Raw genomic sequence first — 14,734 nt, forward strand, 5'->3', positions numbered from 1 at the left:
ACTGACTCACGGTAGCGAGCCGGACCGGACCGCATCAGGGGATGGGGCGATTGCGGAAGAACGACGAGAGGAAATACGACGCAGCCCCTGCCCGGAGAACTGACGCAGCTCCTGCCGGGAGAACCAACGAGGGAAATACGACGGCGCCCCTGCCCGGAGAACTCCGGACAGGGGCGCCGTGTGAGCGACGTGCGAACGTGCGAACTACAGGCCGAGCTCGACCTCGAACTCGCCGGCCTCCAGGATCGCCTTGACCGCGGTCAGGTAGCGGGCCGCGTCGGCGCCGTCCACCAGACGGTGGTCGTAGGAAAGCGTCAGGTAGGTCATGTCGCGGACGCCGATGACGGTGCCCTCTTCCGTCTCGATGACGGCCGGACGCTTGACCGTGGCGCCGATGCCCAGGATCGCGACCTGGTTCGGCGGCACGATGATCGTGTCGAAGAGCGCGCCGCGCGAGCCGGTGTTGGAGATGGTGAAGGTCGCGCCGGACAGCTCGTCCGGAGTGATCTTGTTGGCGCGGACCTTGCCCGCCAGGTCGGCCGTGGCCTTCGAGATGCCGGCGATGTTCAGGTCGCCCGCACCCTTGATGACCGGGGTCATCAGGCCCTTCTCCGAGTCCACCGCGATACCGATGTTCTCGGAGTCGAAGTAGGTGATCGTGCCCTCGGCCTCGTTGATCCGGGCGTTGATGACCGGGTGGGCCTTCAGCGCCTGGGCCGCCGCCTTCACGAAGAACGGCATCGGGGAGAGTTTGACGCCCTCGCGGGCCGCGAAGGAGTCCTTCGCCTGCGCGCGGAGCTTCATCAGGCGGGTGATGTCGACCTCGACGACCGAGGACAGCTGGGCCTGCTCGTGCAGGGCCTTCACCATGTTGTCGCCGATGACCTTGCGGATGCGGGTCATCTTGACGGTCTGGCCGCGGAGCGGGGAGACCTCGAGAACCGGGGCCTTCTTTGCGCCGGCGGCCGGAGCGGCGGCGGCGACCGGAGCCGGCGCCGGGGCGGCGGCAGCGGCCTTCGCGGCCTCGGCGGCGGCGATGACGTCCTGCTTGCGGATGCGACCGCCGACGCCGGTGCCCTTGACGGCGGCCAGGTCGACGCCGTTGTCGGCGGCGAGCTTGCGCACCAGCGGGGTCACGTACGCACCGTCGTCACCGGAGGTCGCGGCGGGCGCCGGGGCCGGGGTGACGGGGGCGGGCGCGGCGACCGGCGCGGGGGCCGGGGCCGGGGGCGCGACCGGGGCGGCGGCCTGGACCGGAGCCGGGGGCGCCACCGGGGCGGCCGGGGCGACGGGGGCCGGAGCGGGCGCCGGGGGAGCCACCGGAGCGGCGGGGGCCGGGGCGGCAGCGGCGGGAGCCGGAGCGGCGGCCGGAGCCGCGCCCGGGGCGCCGATGACGGCGAGCTTCGCGCCGACCTCGGCGGTCTCGTCCTCGCCGACCACGATCTCCAGCAGCACGCCGGCGACCGGCGCGGGGATCTCGGTGTCGACCTTGTCCGTGGAGACCTCGAGCAGCGGCTCGTCCTCCGCGACCTCCTCGCCGACCTCCTTCAGCCAGCGGGTGACGGTGCCCTCGGTGACCGACTCGCCCAGCGCGGGCAGCACGACGTCGGTACCGGTGGCGCCACCGGCCGGAGCGGCGGGGGCGGGGGCCGGAGCGGCCGGAGCCGCGGGGGCCTCGGCGACCGGGGCCGGGGCGGCCGGGGCCACCGGAGCGGCCACGGGCTCGGCGGCCGGAGCCGGGGCGGCGGCGGGGGCACCCGTGCCGTCGTCGATGACGGCCAGCTCGGCGCCGACCTCGACGGTCTCGTCCTCGGCGACCTTGATGGACGCCAGGATGCCGGCGACGGGCGAGGGGATCTCGGTGTCGACCTTGTCGGTCGACACTTCGAGCAGCGGCTCGTCGGCCTCGACGCGCTCGCCCTCGGCCTTCAGCCAGCGGGTGACAGTGCCCTCGGTAACGCTCTCACCGAGCGCCGGAAGGGTTACGGAAACCGGCATGGTTTCTGTTGCTCCTTACGAATGGTGCGGAAGTCTGTGGTCGTCGTCGCGCCCATGAGCGACGCGGTGACTGGGGACAGCCGGTGGCCGAGACCTGAGGCTCAGCCGGTGGCCGGTCAGTCGTGCGAGTGCAGCGGCTTGCCCGCGAGGGCCAGGTGGGCCTCGCCGAGCGCCTCGCTCTGCGTCGGGTGGGCGTGGATGAGCTGGGCGACCTCGGTGGGCAGCGCCTCCCAGTTGTAGATCAACTGGGCTTCGCCGACCTGCTCGCCCATGCGGTCGCCGACCATGTGGACGCCGACCACGGCACCGTCCTTCACCTGGACGAGCTTGATCTCGCCCGAGGTGCCCAGGATCTTGCTCTTGCCGTTGCCCGCGAGGTTGTACTTCAGAGCGACGACCTTGTCCGCGCCGTAGATCTCCTTGGCCTTGGCCTCGGTGATGCCCACGGAGGCGACCTCGGGGTGGCAGTACGTCACCCGGGGCACGCCGTCGTAGTCGATCGGAACGGTCTTCAGACCGGCCAGACGCTCCGCCACCAGGATGCCCTCGGCGAAGCCGACGTGCGCGAGCTGGAGCGTCGGGACCAGGTCACCGACGGCGGAGATGGTCGGGACGTTCGTCCGCATGTACTCGTCGACCAGGACATAGCCGCGGTCCATCGCGACGCCCTGCTCCTCGTAGCCGAGACCGGCGGAGACCGGGCCGCGGCCGACGGCGACGAGCAGCACCTCGGCCTCGAACTCCTTGCCGTCGGCAAGGGTGACCTTGACACCGTTGGCGGTGTACTCGGCCTTCGAGAAGAAGGTGCCCAGGTTGAACTTGATGCCGCGCTTGCGGAACGCGCGCTCAAGAAGCTTGGAGGAGTTCTCGTCCTCGACCGGGACGAGGTGCTTGAGGCCCTCGATCACCGTCACGTCGGTGCCGAAGGACTTCCACGCGGAGGCGAACTCGACGCCGATGACGCCGCCGCCGAGCACGATCGCGGACTGCGGGACGCGGTCCAGGACCAGCGCGTGGTCCGAGGAGATGATGCGGTTGCCGTCGATCTCCAGGCCCGGCAGCGACTTCGGCACGGAGCCGGTCGCCAGCAGCACGTGGCGGCCCTGGACGCGCTGGCCGTTCACGTCGACGGAGGTCGGGGACGACAGGCGGCCCGTGCCCTCGATGTACGTCACCTTGCGGGACGCGATGAGACCCTGCAGACCCTTGTACAGGCCCGAGATGACCCCGTCCTTGTACTTGTGGACGGCCTCGATGTCGATGCCCTCGAAGGTGGCCTTGACACCGAACTGCGCGCTCTCGCGGGCCTGGTCGGCGATCTCACCCGCGTGCAGCAGTGCCTTTGTGGGGATGCAGCCATTGTGCAGGCAGGTACCGCCGACCTTGCCCTTCTCGATCAGGGCGACGTCCAGGCCCAGCTGCGCTCCGCGCAGCGCCGCGGCGTAACCGCCGCTACCGCCGCCGAGGATCACTAGGTCGAAAACGGTGCTGGCGTCGTTCGCCACGTCACGTCCTCCATGCATGTGCGCCACGCCGGTCTCCAGTGACCGGTCGGCGGCTGGTGTCCGGCCGCTCTTCTTCGGCCCTGTGGTGGGGGCCCTGTCCTGCCGAGAACCCATCTTCGCACTTGTCGAGGGCGAGCGAGACGCCGGGCCGGTGTGTGAGACGTCTGATCCATCACGTCGAGAAGCTCCGGATGAGACGGAACGTGCGGATTTCGTAGCGAGTGAAGCCTTCCTAACAGCAGGCCCCGGGCGACATATCACCCGGGGCCTGCTGGAGCGCCCCTTCAGGGGCGCGGGGAACTGCGCGACCAGCCACGAACTACCCGCAGTCGCAAAACAGCCCTAGCCGAGATCCCCCGCGGCGGTCAGCTCAGCAAGACGCACCAGAGTCCGCACAGCCGACCCCGTACCACCCTTCGGCGTATAACCGAACGGCCCGCCATCATTGAATGCGGGCCCGGCGATATCCAGGTGCGCCCAGGTGATGCCCTCGCCCACGAACTCCTTCAGGAACAGACCGGCGACCAGTCCGCCACCCATCCGCTCACCCATGTTGGCGATGTCGGCGGTCGGGGAGTCCATCCCCTTGCGCAGGTGGTCCGGCAGCGGCATCGGCCAGGACTCCTCGCCGACCTCCTCCGCCGCCTCGACGACCGAGGCGCGGAATGCGTCGTCATTGGCCATCACGCCGAACGTACGGCTGCCGAGCGCGAGCACCATCGCTCCGGTCAGCGTCGCCACGTCGATGATCGCGTCCGGCTTCTCCTCGGAGGCCTTCCACAGCGCGTCGGCGAGGACCAGGCGGCCCTCGGCGTCCGTGTTGAGGACCTCGACGGTCTTGCCGCTGTACATGCGCAGCACGTCACCCGGGCGGGTGGCGGAACCGGAGGGCATGTTCTCGGCGAGCGCGAGCCAGCCGGTGACGTTGACCTCCAGGCCGAGGCGCGCGGCGGCGACCACGGCGGCGAAGACCGCCGCCGCACCGCTCATGTCGCACTTCATCGTCTCGTTGTGCCCGGCGGGCTTGAGGGAGATGCCGCCCGAGTCGTAGGTGATGCCCTTGCCGACGAAGGCCAGGTGCTTGCTCGCCTTCGGGGAGGTGTACGACAGCTTGACCAGGCGCGGCGTGGCGGCCGAGCCGGCGCCGACGCCGAGGATGCCGCCGTAGCCACCCTTCTCCAGGGCCTTCTCGTCGAGCACCTGCACCTTGATGCCGTGCTCCTTGGCGGCCGCCGTGGCGACGGCGGCGAAGGCCTCCGGGTCGAGGTCGTTCGGCGGGGTGTTGATGAGGTCGCGGGCGCGGTTGAGCTCCTCGGTCACGGCGGTGGCGCGCGCGATCGCGGCCTTGTACGCCGCGTCGCGGGGCTTGCCGCCGAGGAGGGCGACCTCGCCGAGCGGGCCCTTGCTGTTCTTGGCGTCCTTGCCGCTGTCCTTGTACGCGTCAAAGGTGTACGCGCCCAGCCGGGCGCCCTCGGCGACGACACCGGCGTCGGCGGCGTCCGCCATCGGCAGGGCGAAGGCGGCCTTCTTGGCGCCGGCGAGCGCGCGGGCCGCGACACCGGCCGCGCGGCGCAGTGCCTCGGCGCTGAACGTGTCGTCCTGCTCCGGGACCGCTCCCAGGCCGACGGCCACGACGACGGGGGCCTTGAAACCGGACGGCGCGGGCAGCTTCGTCACCTCGCCCTCGGCCCCGGTGGCGCCGAGGGTCTCCAGGATCCCGGCGAGCCCGCCGTCGTACGCGTTGTCCACGGCCTCGGCGCCCGGTGCGACGACCGGACCCTTGGGCCCCTTCGCGACACCGACGACGATCGCGTCGGCCCGCAGACCAGACGCGGCGGCGGTGCTGAGAGTGAGAGCAGTCACGGTGGTGAAATCTCGCTTCCGTTGAAGTGGTGGTGGCCGAGTGGGGTGGGTCGACCGGGCCCGACGCCTGACCCTAGATCCGGCCTGTGGGGGCGGTCCCTACCGGGGTAGCGGTCTCGGGGAAGTCGCTGAGGTAAGTACCCGGGACGAGCCTACGCTCGGGGCCGGGTTTCGCTCATTCCTGCGGGCGTTCACCGTCCGGTGGCGTCGTGTCCACTTCCCACCCCTCACTCCTGGTGACCTGAGCCACACTCATCGTGTTCCGGTGAGCGCGACGCTCACCGCTTCGCATCATTTCCACGGATCCTCCTCGGTTCGCCCGAAAGAGGATCTTCAAGGGGGAGGGACAGAAAATGGCGCGTGCCACGCGCAGATGGAGAAACACGGCCGCTGTCTTAGCGGCCGCGAGCCTGCCGGTGCTGGGCCTGGGAGCGCCCGGCGCGTCCGCCGCGACCACGCCGCGCATCGATCTCAAGGTCCTGGTCATCGACAACGGCGCCGGCCAGGTCGGGGCCATCACCGCCGAGCTGAAGAGCACCGGCATCCCGTACACCACCGTCAATCTGGGCGACACGAGCCGCCCGGTCATCGACACCGCGTTCCTGAGCGACACGGTGAACGGCACCCCGCGGGCCAAGTACCAGGGTGTCGTCCTGCCGAACGAGGCACCGTTCGCCCCGGGTTCGGCCGAGCGGACCGCCCTGGAGACGTACGAGAAGACGTACGGCATTCCGCAGGTCGACGCCTACACCTGGGCCCATCCGGAGGTCGGTCTCGACTACACCGACCAGAACGGCGGCTGGTCGGGCGTGCTGGACGGGGCGCGCACCCAGGTCACCGCGGCCGGCCGGGCGGGCGCCTTCGGCTACCTCGACGGGCCGCTGACCTTCGAGGACAACGACCCGTCGGTGCAGGAGAGCTACGGTTACGCGGCCCACCCGAGGGACGGGTTCACCAGCTATCTCGACGCGCCCACGGGTGGCACCCTGCTCGGCGAGTACGCGCACGACGGGCGCCGCGAACTCGTGCTGACCTTCGCGTACAACCAGTACCAGCAGCAGTTCCGGGTCCTTGCCCGCGGTGTCGTCGAATGGCTGACCCAAGGCGTACACCTCGGGCAGAACCGCAACTACTTCTCGGTGCATGTCGACGACGTCTTCGCGCCCGACGCCCGCTGGGACACCACCGACAACTGCACACCGGGCGACTACGACTGCCAGTCCGGCGGCGCCACGACCACCGACATCCGGATGACGGCGGCCGACGCGCAGTACGCGGCCCAGTGGGAGCAGGCCAACGGTTTCACCCTGGACATGGTCTACAACGCGGGCTCCGGTGAGGTGTGGAAGACCGAGAACGGCGGCACCGACGCGCTCGCCACCCAGCTGCTCGCCGACAAGGCCAAGTACCGCTGGGTGAACCACACCTACACGCACCTGTTCCTCGGCTGCCTCCAGGACGTCACCGTGGTCCCCTGGCAGTGCAGGAAGAACGCCGACGGAACCACCCAGTGGACGAGCCGCGCCGACATCTCCGGCGAGATCTCCGACAACTACAACTGGGGTGTCCAGAAGGGCCTTCCGCTCGACCGGACCGAACTGGTCACCGGTGAGCACTCGGGCCTGAAGACGCTGCCCCAGCAGCCCGACGACAACCCGAACCTCGCGGGCGCCCTCGCGGCGGGCGGCATCAAGTGGACGGGTTCCGACAACTCCCGTGAACCCGCCCAGCGTTCGGTCGGCAACGCGCTGACCGTGCCCCGCTATCCGATGAACGTGTACTACAACGCCGGTACGGCGGCCGAGATGGCCGACGAGTACAACTGGATCTACACCTCCAGGGCCGACGGCGGCAGCGGCATCTGCGAGAACAACGCGACCTCCACGTGCCTGCCGGCGCCGCTGGACACCGCCACCGGCTATGCGGCGTACATCGTCCCGCTGGAGGCGCACACCGCCCTCGGGCACGTCATCACCAACGATCCGCGACCGCACTACGTCCACCAGTCCAACCTGGCCGAGGAGCGCATCCTCTACCCGGTCCTGGACAAGGTGCTCGGCGACTACAAGGCGCTCTACGCCGACAACACCCCGCTGGTGAACCCCCGGCAGAGTGCGACCGGCACCGAGCTGCAGCGCCGAACCGCCTGGCAGACGGCCGTCGCGAACGGCAAGGTCACGGCGTACCGCGTCGGCACCACCGTCACCGTCACCGCCCCGTCCGGGACCCAGATCCCGGTGACCGCACCCGAAGGGACCAAGAAGCAACTCCTGCTCGGCACCACCGCGTTCGGAACGCCGTACGCGGGTGAGCGCTCGGCCTGGACCACGCCGGAGCTCCTGCAGTCCGCTCTCAAGCTGACCCTGCCCGCGTAGGGCACGGGCAGCTCAGCCGCACGACGCGCACCCCGGCCGTGACCGGCTGGGGTGCGTGCTGAGCCGTAGTTGAACCGGGGGTCCGGGGGTGGCCCTCCGGGAAGAAACAGTCACAGGGGGAACGCGCGTGATGCGCAACGGCCGTCATGTCACCATGCTCACCGAAGGCACCTATCCGCATGTCCACGGCGGGGTCAGCACCTGGTGCGACCAGCTCGTGAAGGGCATGCCGGAGGTCGACTTCCACATCGTCTCGCTCACCGGCAGCGGCCGCGAACCCGTGACCTGGGAGCTGCCGCCCAACGTCTACCGGCACACCTCCGTGCCGACCTGGGGCCCGCGGCCGGGGCGCGCACGGGCGCCGCTGGGCCGGGCCCGCCGTCGTTTCACCGACACCTACGAACGCTTCCTGCTCGCCTTCCTCGACCCGGACGCGCACGGCGACTTCGGCGAGGCGCTGTACGAGCTCGCCCAACTCGCCCGCGACGGACGGCTGTCGGCGGCGCTGCGCACCGAGACCGCGCTGCGTTCGCTGATGTGGATCTGGTCGATGCCGCATCTGCCCACGGCCGCCGCCCGGCCCACCGTGCACGACGCGCTCACCGCCACCGACCTGCTGGAACACGCGCTGCGCCCGCTCGGCGTCCGGATCCCCGAGGACTCCGTGGCGCACGCGGTCAGCAGCGGCCTCGCCACCCTGCCCGCCCTCGCCGCACACCACCTCGACGGGGTCCCGTTCCTGCTCACCGAGCACGGCATCTATCTGCGCGAGCGCTACCTCGGCTACCGCAGCGGCGAACAGCGCTGGCCCGTCAAGGCGTTCATGCTCGGCTTCTACCGCGAGCTGAACTCGCTGGGCTACCGGGCGGCCGACCTGATCACCCCCTGCAACCAGTACAACCGCCGCTGGGAGGAGCGCGGCGGCGCCGACTCCGACCGGATCCGCACGGTCTACAACGGCGTCGACCCGCACGCCTTCCCGCACGCGGGCCCCGAACCGGCCGTCCCCACCCTCACCTGGTGCGGCCGCGTCGACCCCATCAAGGACCTCGAAACACTGCTGCGCGCGTACGGCATGGTGCGCGCCGAGATGCCCGAGACCCGGCTGCGCCTGTTCGGCCCGGTGCCGCCCGGCGGGGAGGCGTACCGGACCCGGCTGGAGAAGCTCGCCGCCGAACTGGGTGTCACGGACGGCCTGACCTTCGAGGGCCGCATCAGCGAGGTGTGGCGCGCCTACGCGGCGGGTCATGTGGTGATGCTCTCCTCCATCTCGGAGGGCTTCCCGTTCTCGATCATCGAGGCGATGTCCTGCGGCCGTACGACGGTGTCGACCGACGTCGGCGGAGTGCGCGAGGCGGTCGGCGACACGGGCATCGTGGTGCCGCCGCGCGAACCGGAGAAAATGGCCGCCGCCGCACTCACTCTGCTGCGCGACGACGAACGGCGCCTGAAGTTGGGGGAGTTGGCGCGTCAGCGCGTCATCGACCGGTTCACCCTGCGCCGTTCCGTGGATGCCTTCCGGACGATCTACCAGGAGCTGGCGGGCCTGCCCGAGGTGTACGAGCCCACCGTCGAGACCGTCGCCGACTGGACCCTCGAACTGCGCGACCCCTGGTACCAGGCGGTCGCCACGGACGGGACCGGCTGGTGAGCGGTTCCCTGCGGATGCCGCCCGGCACCTACGAGGACACCCTCCCGTACGTGCCCCGGCAGCGCCGCCCGCCCAACTGGGCGCAGCCCGACCCGATCGAGGAACTCGCCGAGCGGCTCGGTGAGTTCATCGCCGCGGCCGTCCACCCCGACGAGATAGCCGCACTCCTCGAATCCGACGGCATGTCGGACGACCAGATACGCCGGCGCTACGGCGTCAAGAACTCCTTCGCCCTCGCGGAGGAGCTGTACGAACGGGTCGAGCGTCACTACCCCGAGCCTGCGGGGCCGGCCCACGACCCCTGGCGACTCGGCCTGCTGGGCTGCCTGTTGCGGGGTGTGGTCTTCGCTCTCCCTGGCCTCGGATACGTGCTGGGGGCGCCGCTCCTCGCGGGCCCGAAGGGCGGGTTCGGGCTCCCTGCCGGGACCGTCCCGCTGCTCGCCGGTGCGCTGTGCGGCTGGACCTGGAACCAGGGGCTGGCCCACCGGGCGTACTCCTGGCTGGGCCTTGGCGACCGCTCGGCCGCCCGCCGCGCACTGCTCGTCGGAGCGCCGGTGGGTGTGCTGCTCGGCTCCCTGGTCGCCCTCGCCGCGGCGGGCACGACCCACCCGGGCACCGCGGTCGCCTTCGCCGCCGGACAGTCCTGCTATCTGGGCGCGGCCACCGTCCTGCTGGTCATGGGCCGCGAACGGGCCCTGCTCGGCGTCCTGTCACCCATGGCGGCGGGCGCGGTCCTGGCCCTGGTCCACCCGGTGCCCGACCTCGCGAGAGCGGTCCTGCTGCTGGGCTCGCTCGCGGCGGTCGCGCTGCTCGCCCTGCTCGAAGTGGCGCCCGCGGTAAGGGATGTGGGGCAGGGGAGCTGGGGCGCGGGTCTCACCGCGCTGCTGCCGTTCGGGAACCTGCGGGGTGCCGCGGACGGGTCGGCGCGACCGGACGCGCAGGGGCCGGTGGCCGCCGCCCCCTGGCTCACCGGATCCCTGCCGTACGCCCTGTTCGGGCTCGGCAGCGGGGTCCTCGTGCTGTACGCGGCGCTCGGGGACGTACTGGCGGGCGCCCACACCGCGGTGGCCGCGCCGGCCGCGGTCGCGCTGACGCTCAGCATGGGCCCGGCCGAATGGCTGCTCTTCCGGTTCCGCAGCGGCAGTCTCGCCGGGCTGCGCTCCAGCAGCACGTCGAAGGACTTCTGGCGGACCACCGCGATCACCCTCGTCCAGTGCCTCACCGGCTATCTCGTCGCGCTGCTCGCGCTCAGCCTCGCCGCCTCCGCGCTCTGGCCGCACGCGCCCGCGACCACGGGCGGGGTCCGGCTCGCCGGGCTGCTCCTGCTGGGCGTGGTCCTGTGGACCGGGCTGCTGCTCCAGTCCTTCGGCGCCGTCACCAGCGCCGCCGTGGTCTGCTGTGTCGCGGCGCTCGCCCAGACCGCGGCCCTCGCGACGCACGCGGGCAGCCCGCACTGGGTGGGGCTGATCGTGTACGGGGCGGCGGCCGGGGCCCAAGCGGGCCTGGTCTGCGGCCTGTTGGGGAGGGCGACCGCACACCGATGAGCCTGCCCAGCACCTCCGGGACCCTCCTGGTCCCGTACTACGAGCACCCGTCCGTCCGCCCCGCCGAATGGGACGCCCTCATCGCCGCAGCCCCCCGCCTCCACGCCGTCGTGCTCAACCCGGCCAGCGGCCCCGGCGAGCGCCCCGACCCGGCGTTCGCCGAGGTCGCCGAGCGGCTGCGCGCGGCCGACGTCCGGGTGCTCGGGTACGCGGACACGGACTATGGCCGCAGACCCATGACCGACGTCGTACGTGAGCTGTCCCGGCACCGCGCCTGGTACGGGACCGACGGCGCGTTCCTCGACCAAGTCGCCTCGGGGGAGGCCGAGTTCACGTACTACCGGCGGCTCGCGAGGGCCGCCTGGGGCCTGGGCTGCGGCACCCTCGCCCTCAATCACGGAACGGTGCCGCACCCCTCGTACGCCCGCATCGCCGACGTACTGGTGACGTTCGAGGGCCCGTGGGCGACGTACCGAAGGAACCGTCTGCCGCCGTGGACGGATGCCGGTGCGCGGCTGTGCCACCTCGTGTACGGCGTGCCGGCCGGGGTCGACCTGGCGGCGTCGGCACGGGAGCGGGGCGCCACCCTCCACTGCGCGGTGCCCGGTGTGGGCGACCATCCCTGGGGAACGTTGCCGCACGCCCTGAAGGCGACCGGCTCGCGCTGAGGCCGATGCTCAGAAAGTACGAGCGGCGGGCGTGGCGCCGGGTGTGCCGAGCCCGAGGCCGGTGACCGCCGTTCCCGCCAGGCGGTCGGCGAGGGAGCGGCGGCTGGGGGAGAGCACGGGCAGCGCGTTCAGGAAGAAGATGGTCACCGCCACCGCCCACACCAGCACCGACAGCACGAACTGACCCTCGATCAGCAGGACGCAGGCCACGGCGTACACGGCGACGTCCGCCGCCGTGGTGACCAGGGCGCGCAGGGCGGCCCGGCGCGGGGCGGCCGGGCTGACCTTCAGACCCAGCAGGCCCTTGCCGATCGTGCGGCCGGCCAGGGCCAGGCACGCCCACTGGTAGAGGAAGGTGACCACGATCAGCAGCCCGAAGGCCTCCTCCACGTACAGCACCGACTTGTTCCACAGCGAGAGCCCGAGGTGCTCCGAGGCGTTGACGACATCGCCGCGCGAGGTCAACAGGTCGAAGCCGCTCCGCGTGGCGAGGTCGGGCACGTCGGTGACGAGCGCGGATATCCGGTGGAAGGTGAACACGGCGAGCACCGAGGCCCCCGCGAGCACCAACGCGAAGTCGATGAACCAGGCCACGGCACGGCGAAGCTTCGGCACGTACATCCCCCGATGACGATCATGTGTTGGCTGTTCGGCGGATCAGATTAGCCATGGGGCGGGTGTGATCGGTGAGTTCGCGGAGGATCGTTTCAACCCAGTGACAGAACTCGGTCCCCAGTGACCGACTGACAGAGCTCAGCCCAGTGACAGAACGACGAGCGCCGTCGTCGCCGCCGTCTCCGCGAGACCGCCGAACACATCGCCGGTCACGCCCCCGAAGCGGCGCGTGCAGTGGCGCAGCAGCAGTTCGGAGACCGCGCAGGCGGCGAGCACCGCCACCCCGGCGCGCACGGCGTCGTACGTCCCGACGAGCGCGCCCGCGCCCACCGCCGCGCCCGCCACGGCCACCGTCACCAGCAGCGCGCCGCGCACCGGCACCGTGCCCGCGACCGCCGCGCCCAGGCCCTCGGGACGGGCCGGGGGCACCCCGGTGCGGGCGGCCAGGGTGAGGGCGAGGCGTGCTGCGGTCGCCGAGACGACGGCCGCGAGCACACCCCGGGCCCACGAGGTGTCGTAGGCCTGGAAGAGTGCGGCCACCTGGGCGAGCAGCACGAACAGCAGGGTGATCACGCCGAACGGGCCGATGTCCGACTGCTTCATGATCCGCAGCGCGTCCTCGGCGGGCTTGCCGCTGCCGAGCCCGTCCGCCGTGTCGGCCAGGCCGTCCAGATGCAGACCGCGGGTGAGGGCGGCCGGTACGGCGGCGGTGGCGACGGCGGCGAGCAGCGGGCCCGCGCCCATCGCGAGGAGCGCCACGCCGACGAGGGCGGCGCCCGCCCCGACCACGAGCCCGGCCACGGGCGCGCACAGCATTCCGCCGCGCGCGGCGTCGCGGTCCCAGCGGGTCACCTTCAGGGGCAGCACGGTGAGGGTGCCGAAGGCGAAGCGGAGGCCGTCGGGGAGGGGCGTCCTGGGCGTGGGCTTGGACGTGGGCTCGGGCGTGGGCTCGGGCGTGGGCTTGGACACCGGCGCAGGGTACCCGGGTGCCCGGAGGGCGGATACAGCGGCTGGATACGGCTGTCGTGGATAAAGTTCGCATATGGGTCATTGGTTGTACCGGAACATCGTCGAGCCGGGGAAGCTGCCGCTGCTGCTGGCGCTCGCCTCCTTCGTACTGACCTTCGTGATCACCCGCGTCATCGTCCGGATGATCCGCGCGGGCAAGGGTCCCTTCGGCAATGTGAAGGCCGGTGGCCTGCACATCCACCACGTCGTCCCCGGTGTCGTGCTGATCGTGATCGGCGGTTTCGGGGCGGTGGCCAGCAGCCGGTACGGGTTCGGCGCCTGCCTGTGCGCCGTGGTGTTCGGGATCGGCGCGGGCCTGGTGCTCGACGAGTTCGCGCTGATCCTGCACCTCGACGACGTCTACTGGACCGAGGAGGGCCGCCAGAGCGTCGAGGTCGTGGTGGTCACGGCGGCCCTCGTCGGCCTCGTCCTCAGCGGCTTCGCGCCGTTCGGCGTCAACGACCTCAGCGATCAGGAACTGCAGGACCGCGGCGGCGTGATCCTGACCGTCGTCGTGAACTTCCTCTTCGCGCTGCTCGCCCTCAGCAAGGGCAAGGTGCGCATGGCGGTCTTCGGGGTGATCGTCCCGTTCGTCGCCCTGATCGGCGCGATCCGGCTGGCCAGGCCCGGTTCACCGTGGTCCAGACGGCTCTATCGCCGGCGGCCGCGCGCCCGGGCCAGGTCCTGGCTGCGCGCCTACCGACACGACCGCCGCTGGTCGGGCCCCCGCCGCAAGTTCCAGGACTGGATCGGCGGCAAACCGGACGACGAACTCGCCCGGTCCCTGCCCGAACACCGGTGACGCCGCTGACGTCGGTGGCGCAGCGCCGGGATCCCGCACATCACCAGGACCGCGGCGATGGCCGCGAGGTGCTCCTTGCCCGCCAGGTTCTCCTTCAGCAGCACCTCGACCACCATGGCCCCGATGACCACACCCGCCGTGACATACGCGCGATAGCGCCAGCCGAGGAACACCGCGAGGCCCACCACGGCCGCCGAAGGCCCGGTGTCGACGACCTGCGCGTCGGACCCGGGCAGGCCCAGCGGGTGGTGCGGGCCCAGCGCGATACCGACGCGCGCGCAGAGCGTGCCGGCCAGCGTGGCGACGTAGGAGACGACGAGCGCGCGCCACCAGCCCAGACAGATCTCGGCGATCCCGAACACCAGCAGGATCTGCACCAGCGCACCCCACACCGGCAGATCCAGGGCCGGTACGAACAGGGAGAGCGGAGTGCGCAGCAGGGCGAGCCACAGCGGGTCCTCGGCCCGTACGGCGCCGATGTTCTGCACGAACTGATAACCCCAGGACTGGTTCTGCGTGAACTGGAGGGCCGCCGTCAGACACACCGCCCCGATCGTCATGGGGACCGCCCGCAGGCGCCGCGCCTCCAGGGCGTGTCGCACGGTGAGGAACAGCGGTCCCCATTCGGCGCGCGCCCAGCGGGCGAGAGCACTCACCCGGCGGTCCCCACGACGCTGCTCATATCGCTCCCCATGTCGCTCCCCC

The 14,734-nt window shown here is 71.5% G+C and carries 11 protein-coding genes; 5 read left to right on the forward strand and 6 right to left on the reverse strand.

Features of this window, described 5'->3' with window-relative positions; all coding sequences use genetic code 11:
- Positions 1 to 204: 204 nt before the first annotated feature.
- The 3 genes from sucB to OIC96_RS34945 all read right to left on the reverse strand — a co-directional run bounded on the left by sucB (position 205) and on the right by OIC96_RS34945 (position 5,366).
- The gene (gene sucB, locus OIC96_RS34935) at positions 205 to 1,998 is read right to left on the reverse strand and encodes a 2-oxoglutarate dehydrogenase, E2 component, dihydrolipoamide succinyltransferase (protein ID WP_330304015.1); all 1,794 of its coding nucleotides are present in this window, start codon (positions 1,996 to 1,998) and stop codon (positions 205 to 207) included.
- Between the two features lie 116 nt (positions 1,999 to 2,114).
- The gene (gene lpdA, locus OIC96_RS34940) at positions 2,115 to 3,503 is read right to left on the reverse strand and encodes a dihydrolipoyl dehydrogenase (RefSeq protein WP_330304014.1); all 1,389 of its coding nucleotides are present in this window, start codon (positions 3,501 to 3,503) and stop codon (positions 2,115 to 2,117) included.
- Positions 3,504 to 3,845: 342 nt separating this feature from the next.
- On the reverse strand, positions 3,846 to 5,366 hold the full coding sequence (locus OIC96_RS34945) for a leucyl aminopeptidase (RefSeq protein ID WP_330304013.1): 1,521 nt from the start codon (positions 5,364 to 5,366) through the stop codon (positions 3,846 to 3,848).
- 353 nt (positions 5,367 to 5,719) lie between these two features.
- On the opposite strand from OIC96_RS34945, the gene OIC96_RS34950 reads away from it, so the two are divergent.
- From OIC96_RS34950 to OIC96_RS34965, 4 genes are all read left to right on the forward strand, one after another.
- Positions 5,720 to 7,741 carry a hypothetical protein gene (locus OIC96_RS34950; RefSeq protein ID WP_330304012.1) on the forward strand — a complete coding sequence of 674 codons (2,022 nt, stop codon included), beginning with the start codon at positions 5,720 to 5,722 and terminating at the stop codon, positions 7,739 to 7,741.
- A 130-nt stretch (positions 7,742 to 7,871) separates the two neighbouring features.
- Positions 7,872 to 9,392 carry a GT4 family glycosyltransferase PelF gene (pelF, locus tag OIC96_RS34955; RefSeq protein ID WP_330304011.1) on the forward strand — a complete coding sequence of 507 codons (1,521 nt, stop codon included), beginning with the start codon at positions 7,872 to 7,874 and terminating at the stop codon, positions 9,390 to 9,392.
- Positions 9,389 to 10,936: a hypothetical protein gene (locus OIC96_RS34960; RefSeq protein ID WP_330304010.1), complete on the forward strand. Its 1,548-nt coding sequence runs from the start codon at positions 9,389 to 9,391 to the stop codon at positions 10,934 to 10,936. Before pelF ends, OIC96_RS34960 begins: the two co-directional genes overlap by 4 nt.
- Positions 10,933 to 11,604: a spherulation-specific family 4 protein gene (locus tag OIC96_RS34965; RefSeq protein WP_330304009.1), complete on the forward strand. Its 672-nt coding sequence runs from the start codon at positions 10,933 to 10,935 to the stop codon at positions 11,602 to 11,604. Before OIC96_RS34960 ends, OIC96_RS34965 begins: the two co-directional genes overlap by 4 nt.
- A 9-nt stretch (positions 11,605 to 11,613) precedes the next feature.
- On the opposite strand, the gene OIC96_RS34970 is transcribed toward OIC96_RS34965, so the two are convergent.
- Positions 11,614 to 12,219, reverse strand: a complete 606-nt coding sequence (locus OIC96_RS34970; protein WP_330304008.1) for an RDD family protein — start codon at positions 12,217 to 12,219, stop codon at positions 11,614 to 11,616.
- 138 nt (positions 12,220 to 12,357) lie between these two features.
- Positions 12,358 to 13,188 carry an adenosylcobinamide-GDP ribazoletransferase gene (locus OIC96_RS34975; RefSeq protein ID WP_330304007.1) on the reverse strand — a complete coding sequence of 277 codons (831 nt, stop codon included), beginning with the start codon at positions 13,186 to 13,188 and terminating at the stop codon, positions 12,358 to 12,360.
- A gap of 73 nt (positions 13,189 to 13,261) precedes the next feature.
- Here OIC96_RS34975 and OIC96_RS34980 point away from each other — a divergent pair, with 73 nt between their 5' ends.
- Positions 13,262 to 14,029 (forward strand): hypothetical protein, encoded by a 768-nt coding sequence (locus tag OIC96_RS34980; protein ID WP_330304006.1) that lies wholly within the window; start codon positions 13,262 to 13,264, stop codon positions 14,027 to 14,029.
- On the opposite strand, the gene OIC96_RS34985 is transcribed toward OIC96_RS34980, so the two are convergent.
- Positions 13,924 to 14,685, reverse strand: a complete 762-nt coding sequence (locus OIC96_RS34985) for a hypothetical protein (RefSeq protein WP_330304005.1) — start codon at positions 14,683 to 14,685, stop codon at positions 13,924 to 13,926. The genes OIC96_RS34980 and OIC96_RS34985 overlap by 106 nt on opposite strands.
- Between the last annotated feature and the right edge of the window lie 49 nt (positions 14,686 to 14,734).

The organism is Streptomyces sp. NBC_00775, assembly GCF_036347135.1.
In the GTDB taxonomy this organism is placed as follows: domain Bacteria; phylum Actinomycetota; class Actinomycetes; order Streptomycetales; family Streptomycetaceae; genus Streptomyces; species Streptomyces lutosisoli.

Excerpts from the sequence above, each read along its gene's own strand:
- OIC96_RS34950 (WP_330304012.1), top strand. The coding sequence starts at position 5,720 with ATGGCGCGTGCCACGCGCAGATGGAGAAACACGGCCGCTGTCTTAGCG.
- sucB (WP_330304015.1), bottom strand. The coding sequence starts at position 1,998 with ATGCCGGTTTCCGTAACCCTTCCGGCGCTCGGTGAGAGCGTTACCGAG.
- OIC96_RS34980 (WP_330304006.1), top strand. The coding sequence starts at position 13,262 with ATGGGTCATTGGTTGTACCGGAACATCGTCGAGCCGGGGAAGCTGCCG.
- pelF (WP_330304011.1), top strand. The coding sequence starts at position 7,872 with ATGCGCAACGGCCGTCATGTCACCATGCTCACCGAAGGCACCTATCCG.
- OIC96_RS34965 (WP_330304009.1), top strand. The coding sequence starts at position 10,933 with ATGAGCCTGCCCAGCACCTCCGGGACCCTCCTGGTCCCGTACTACGAG.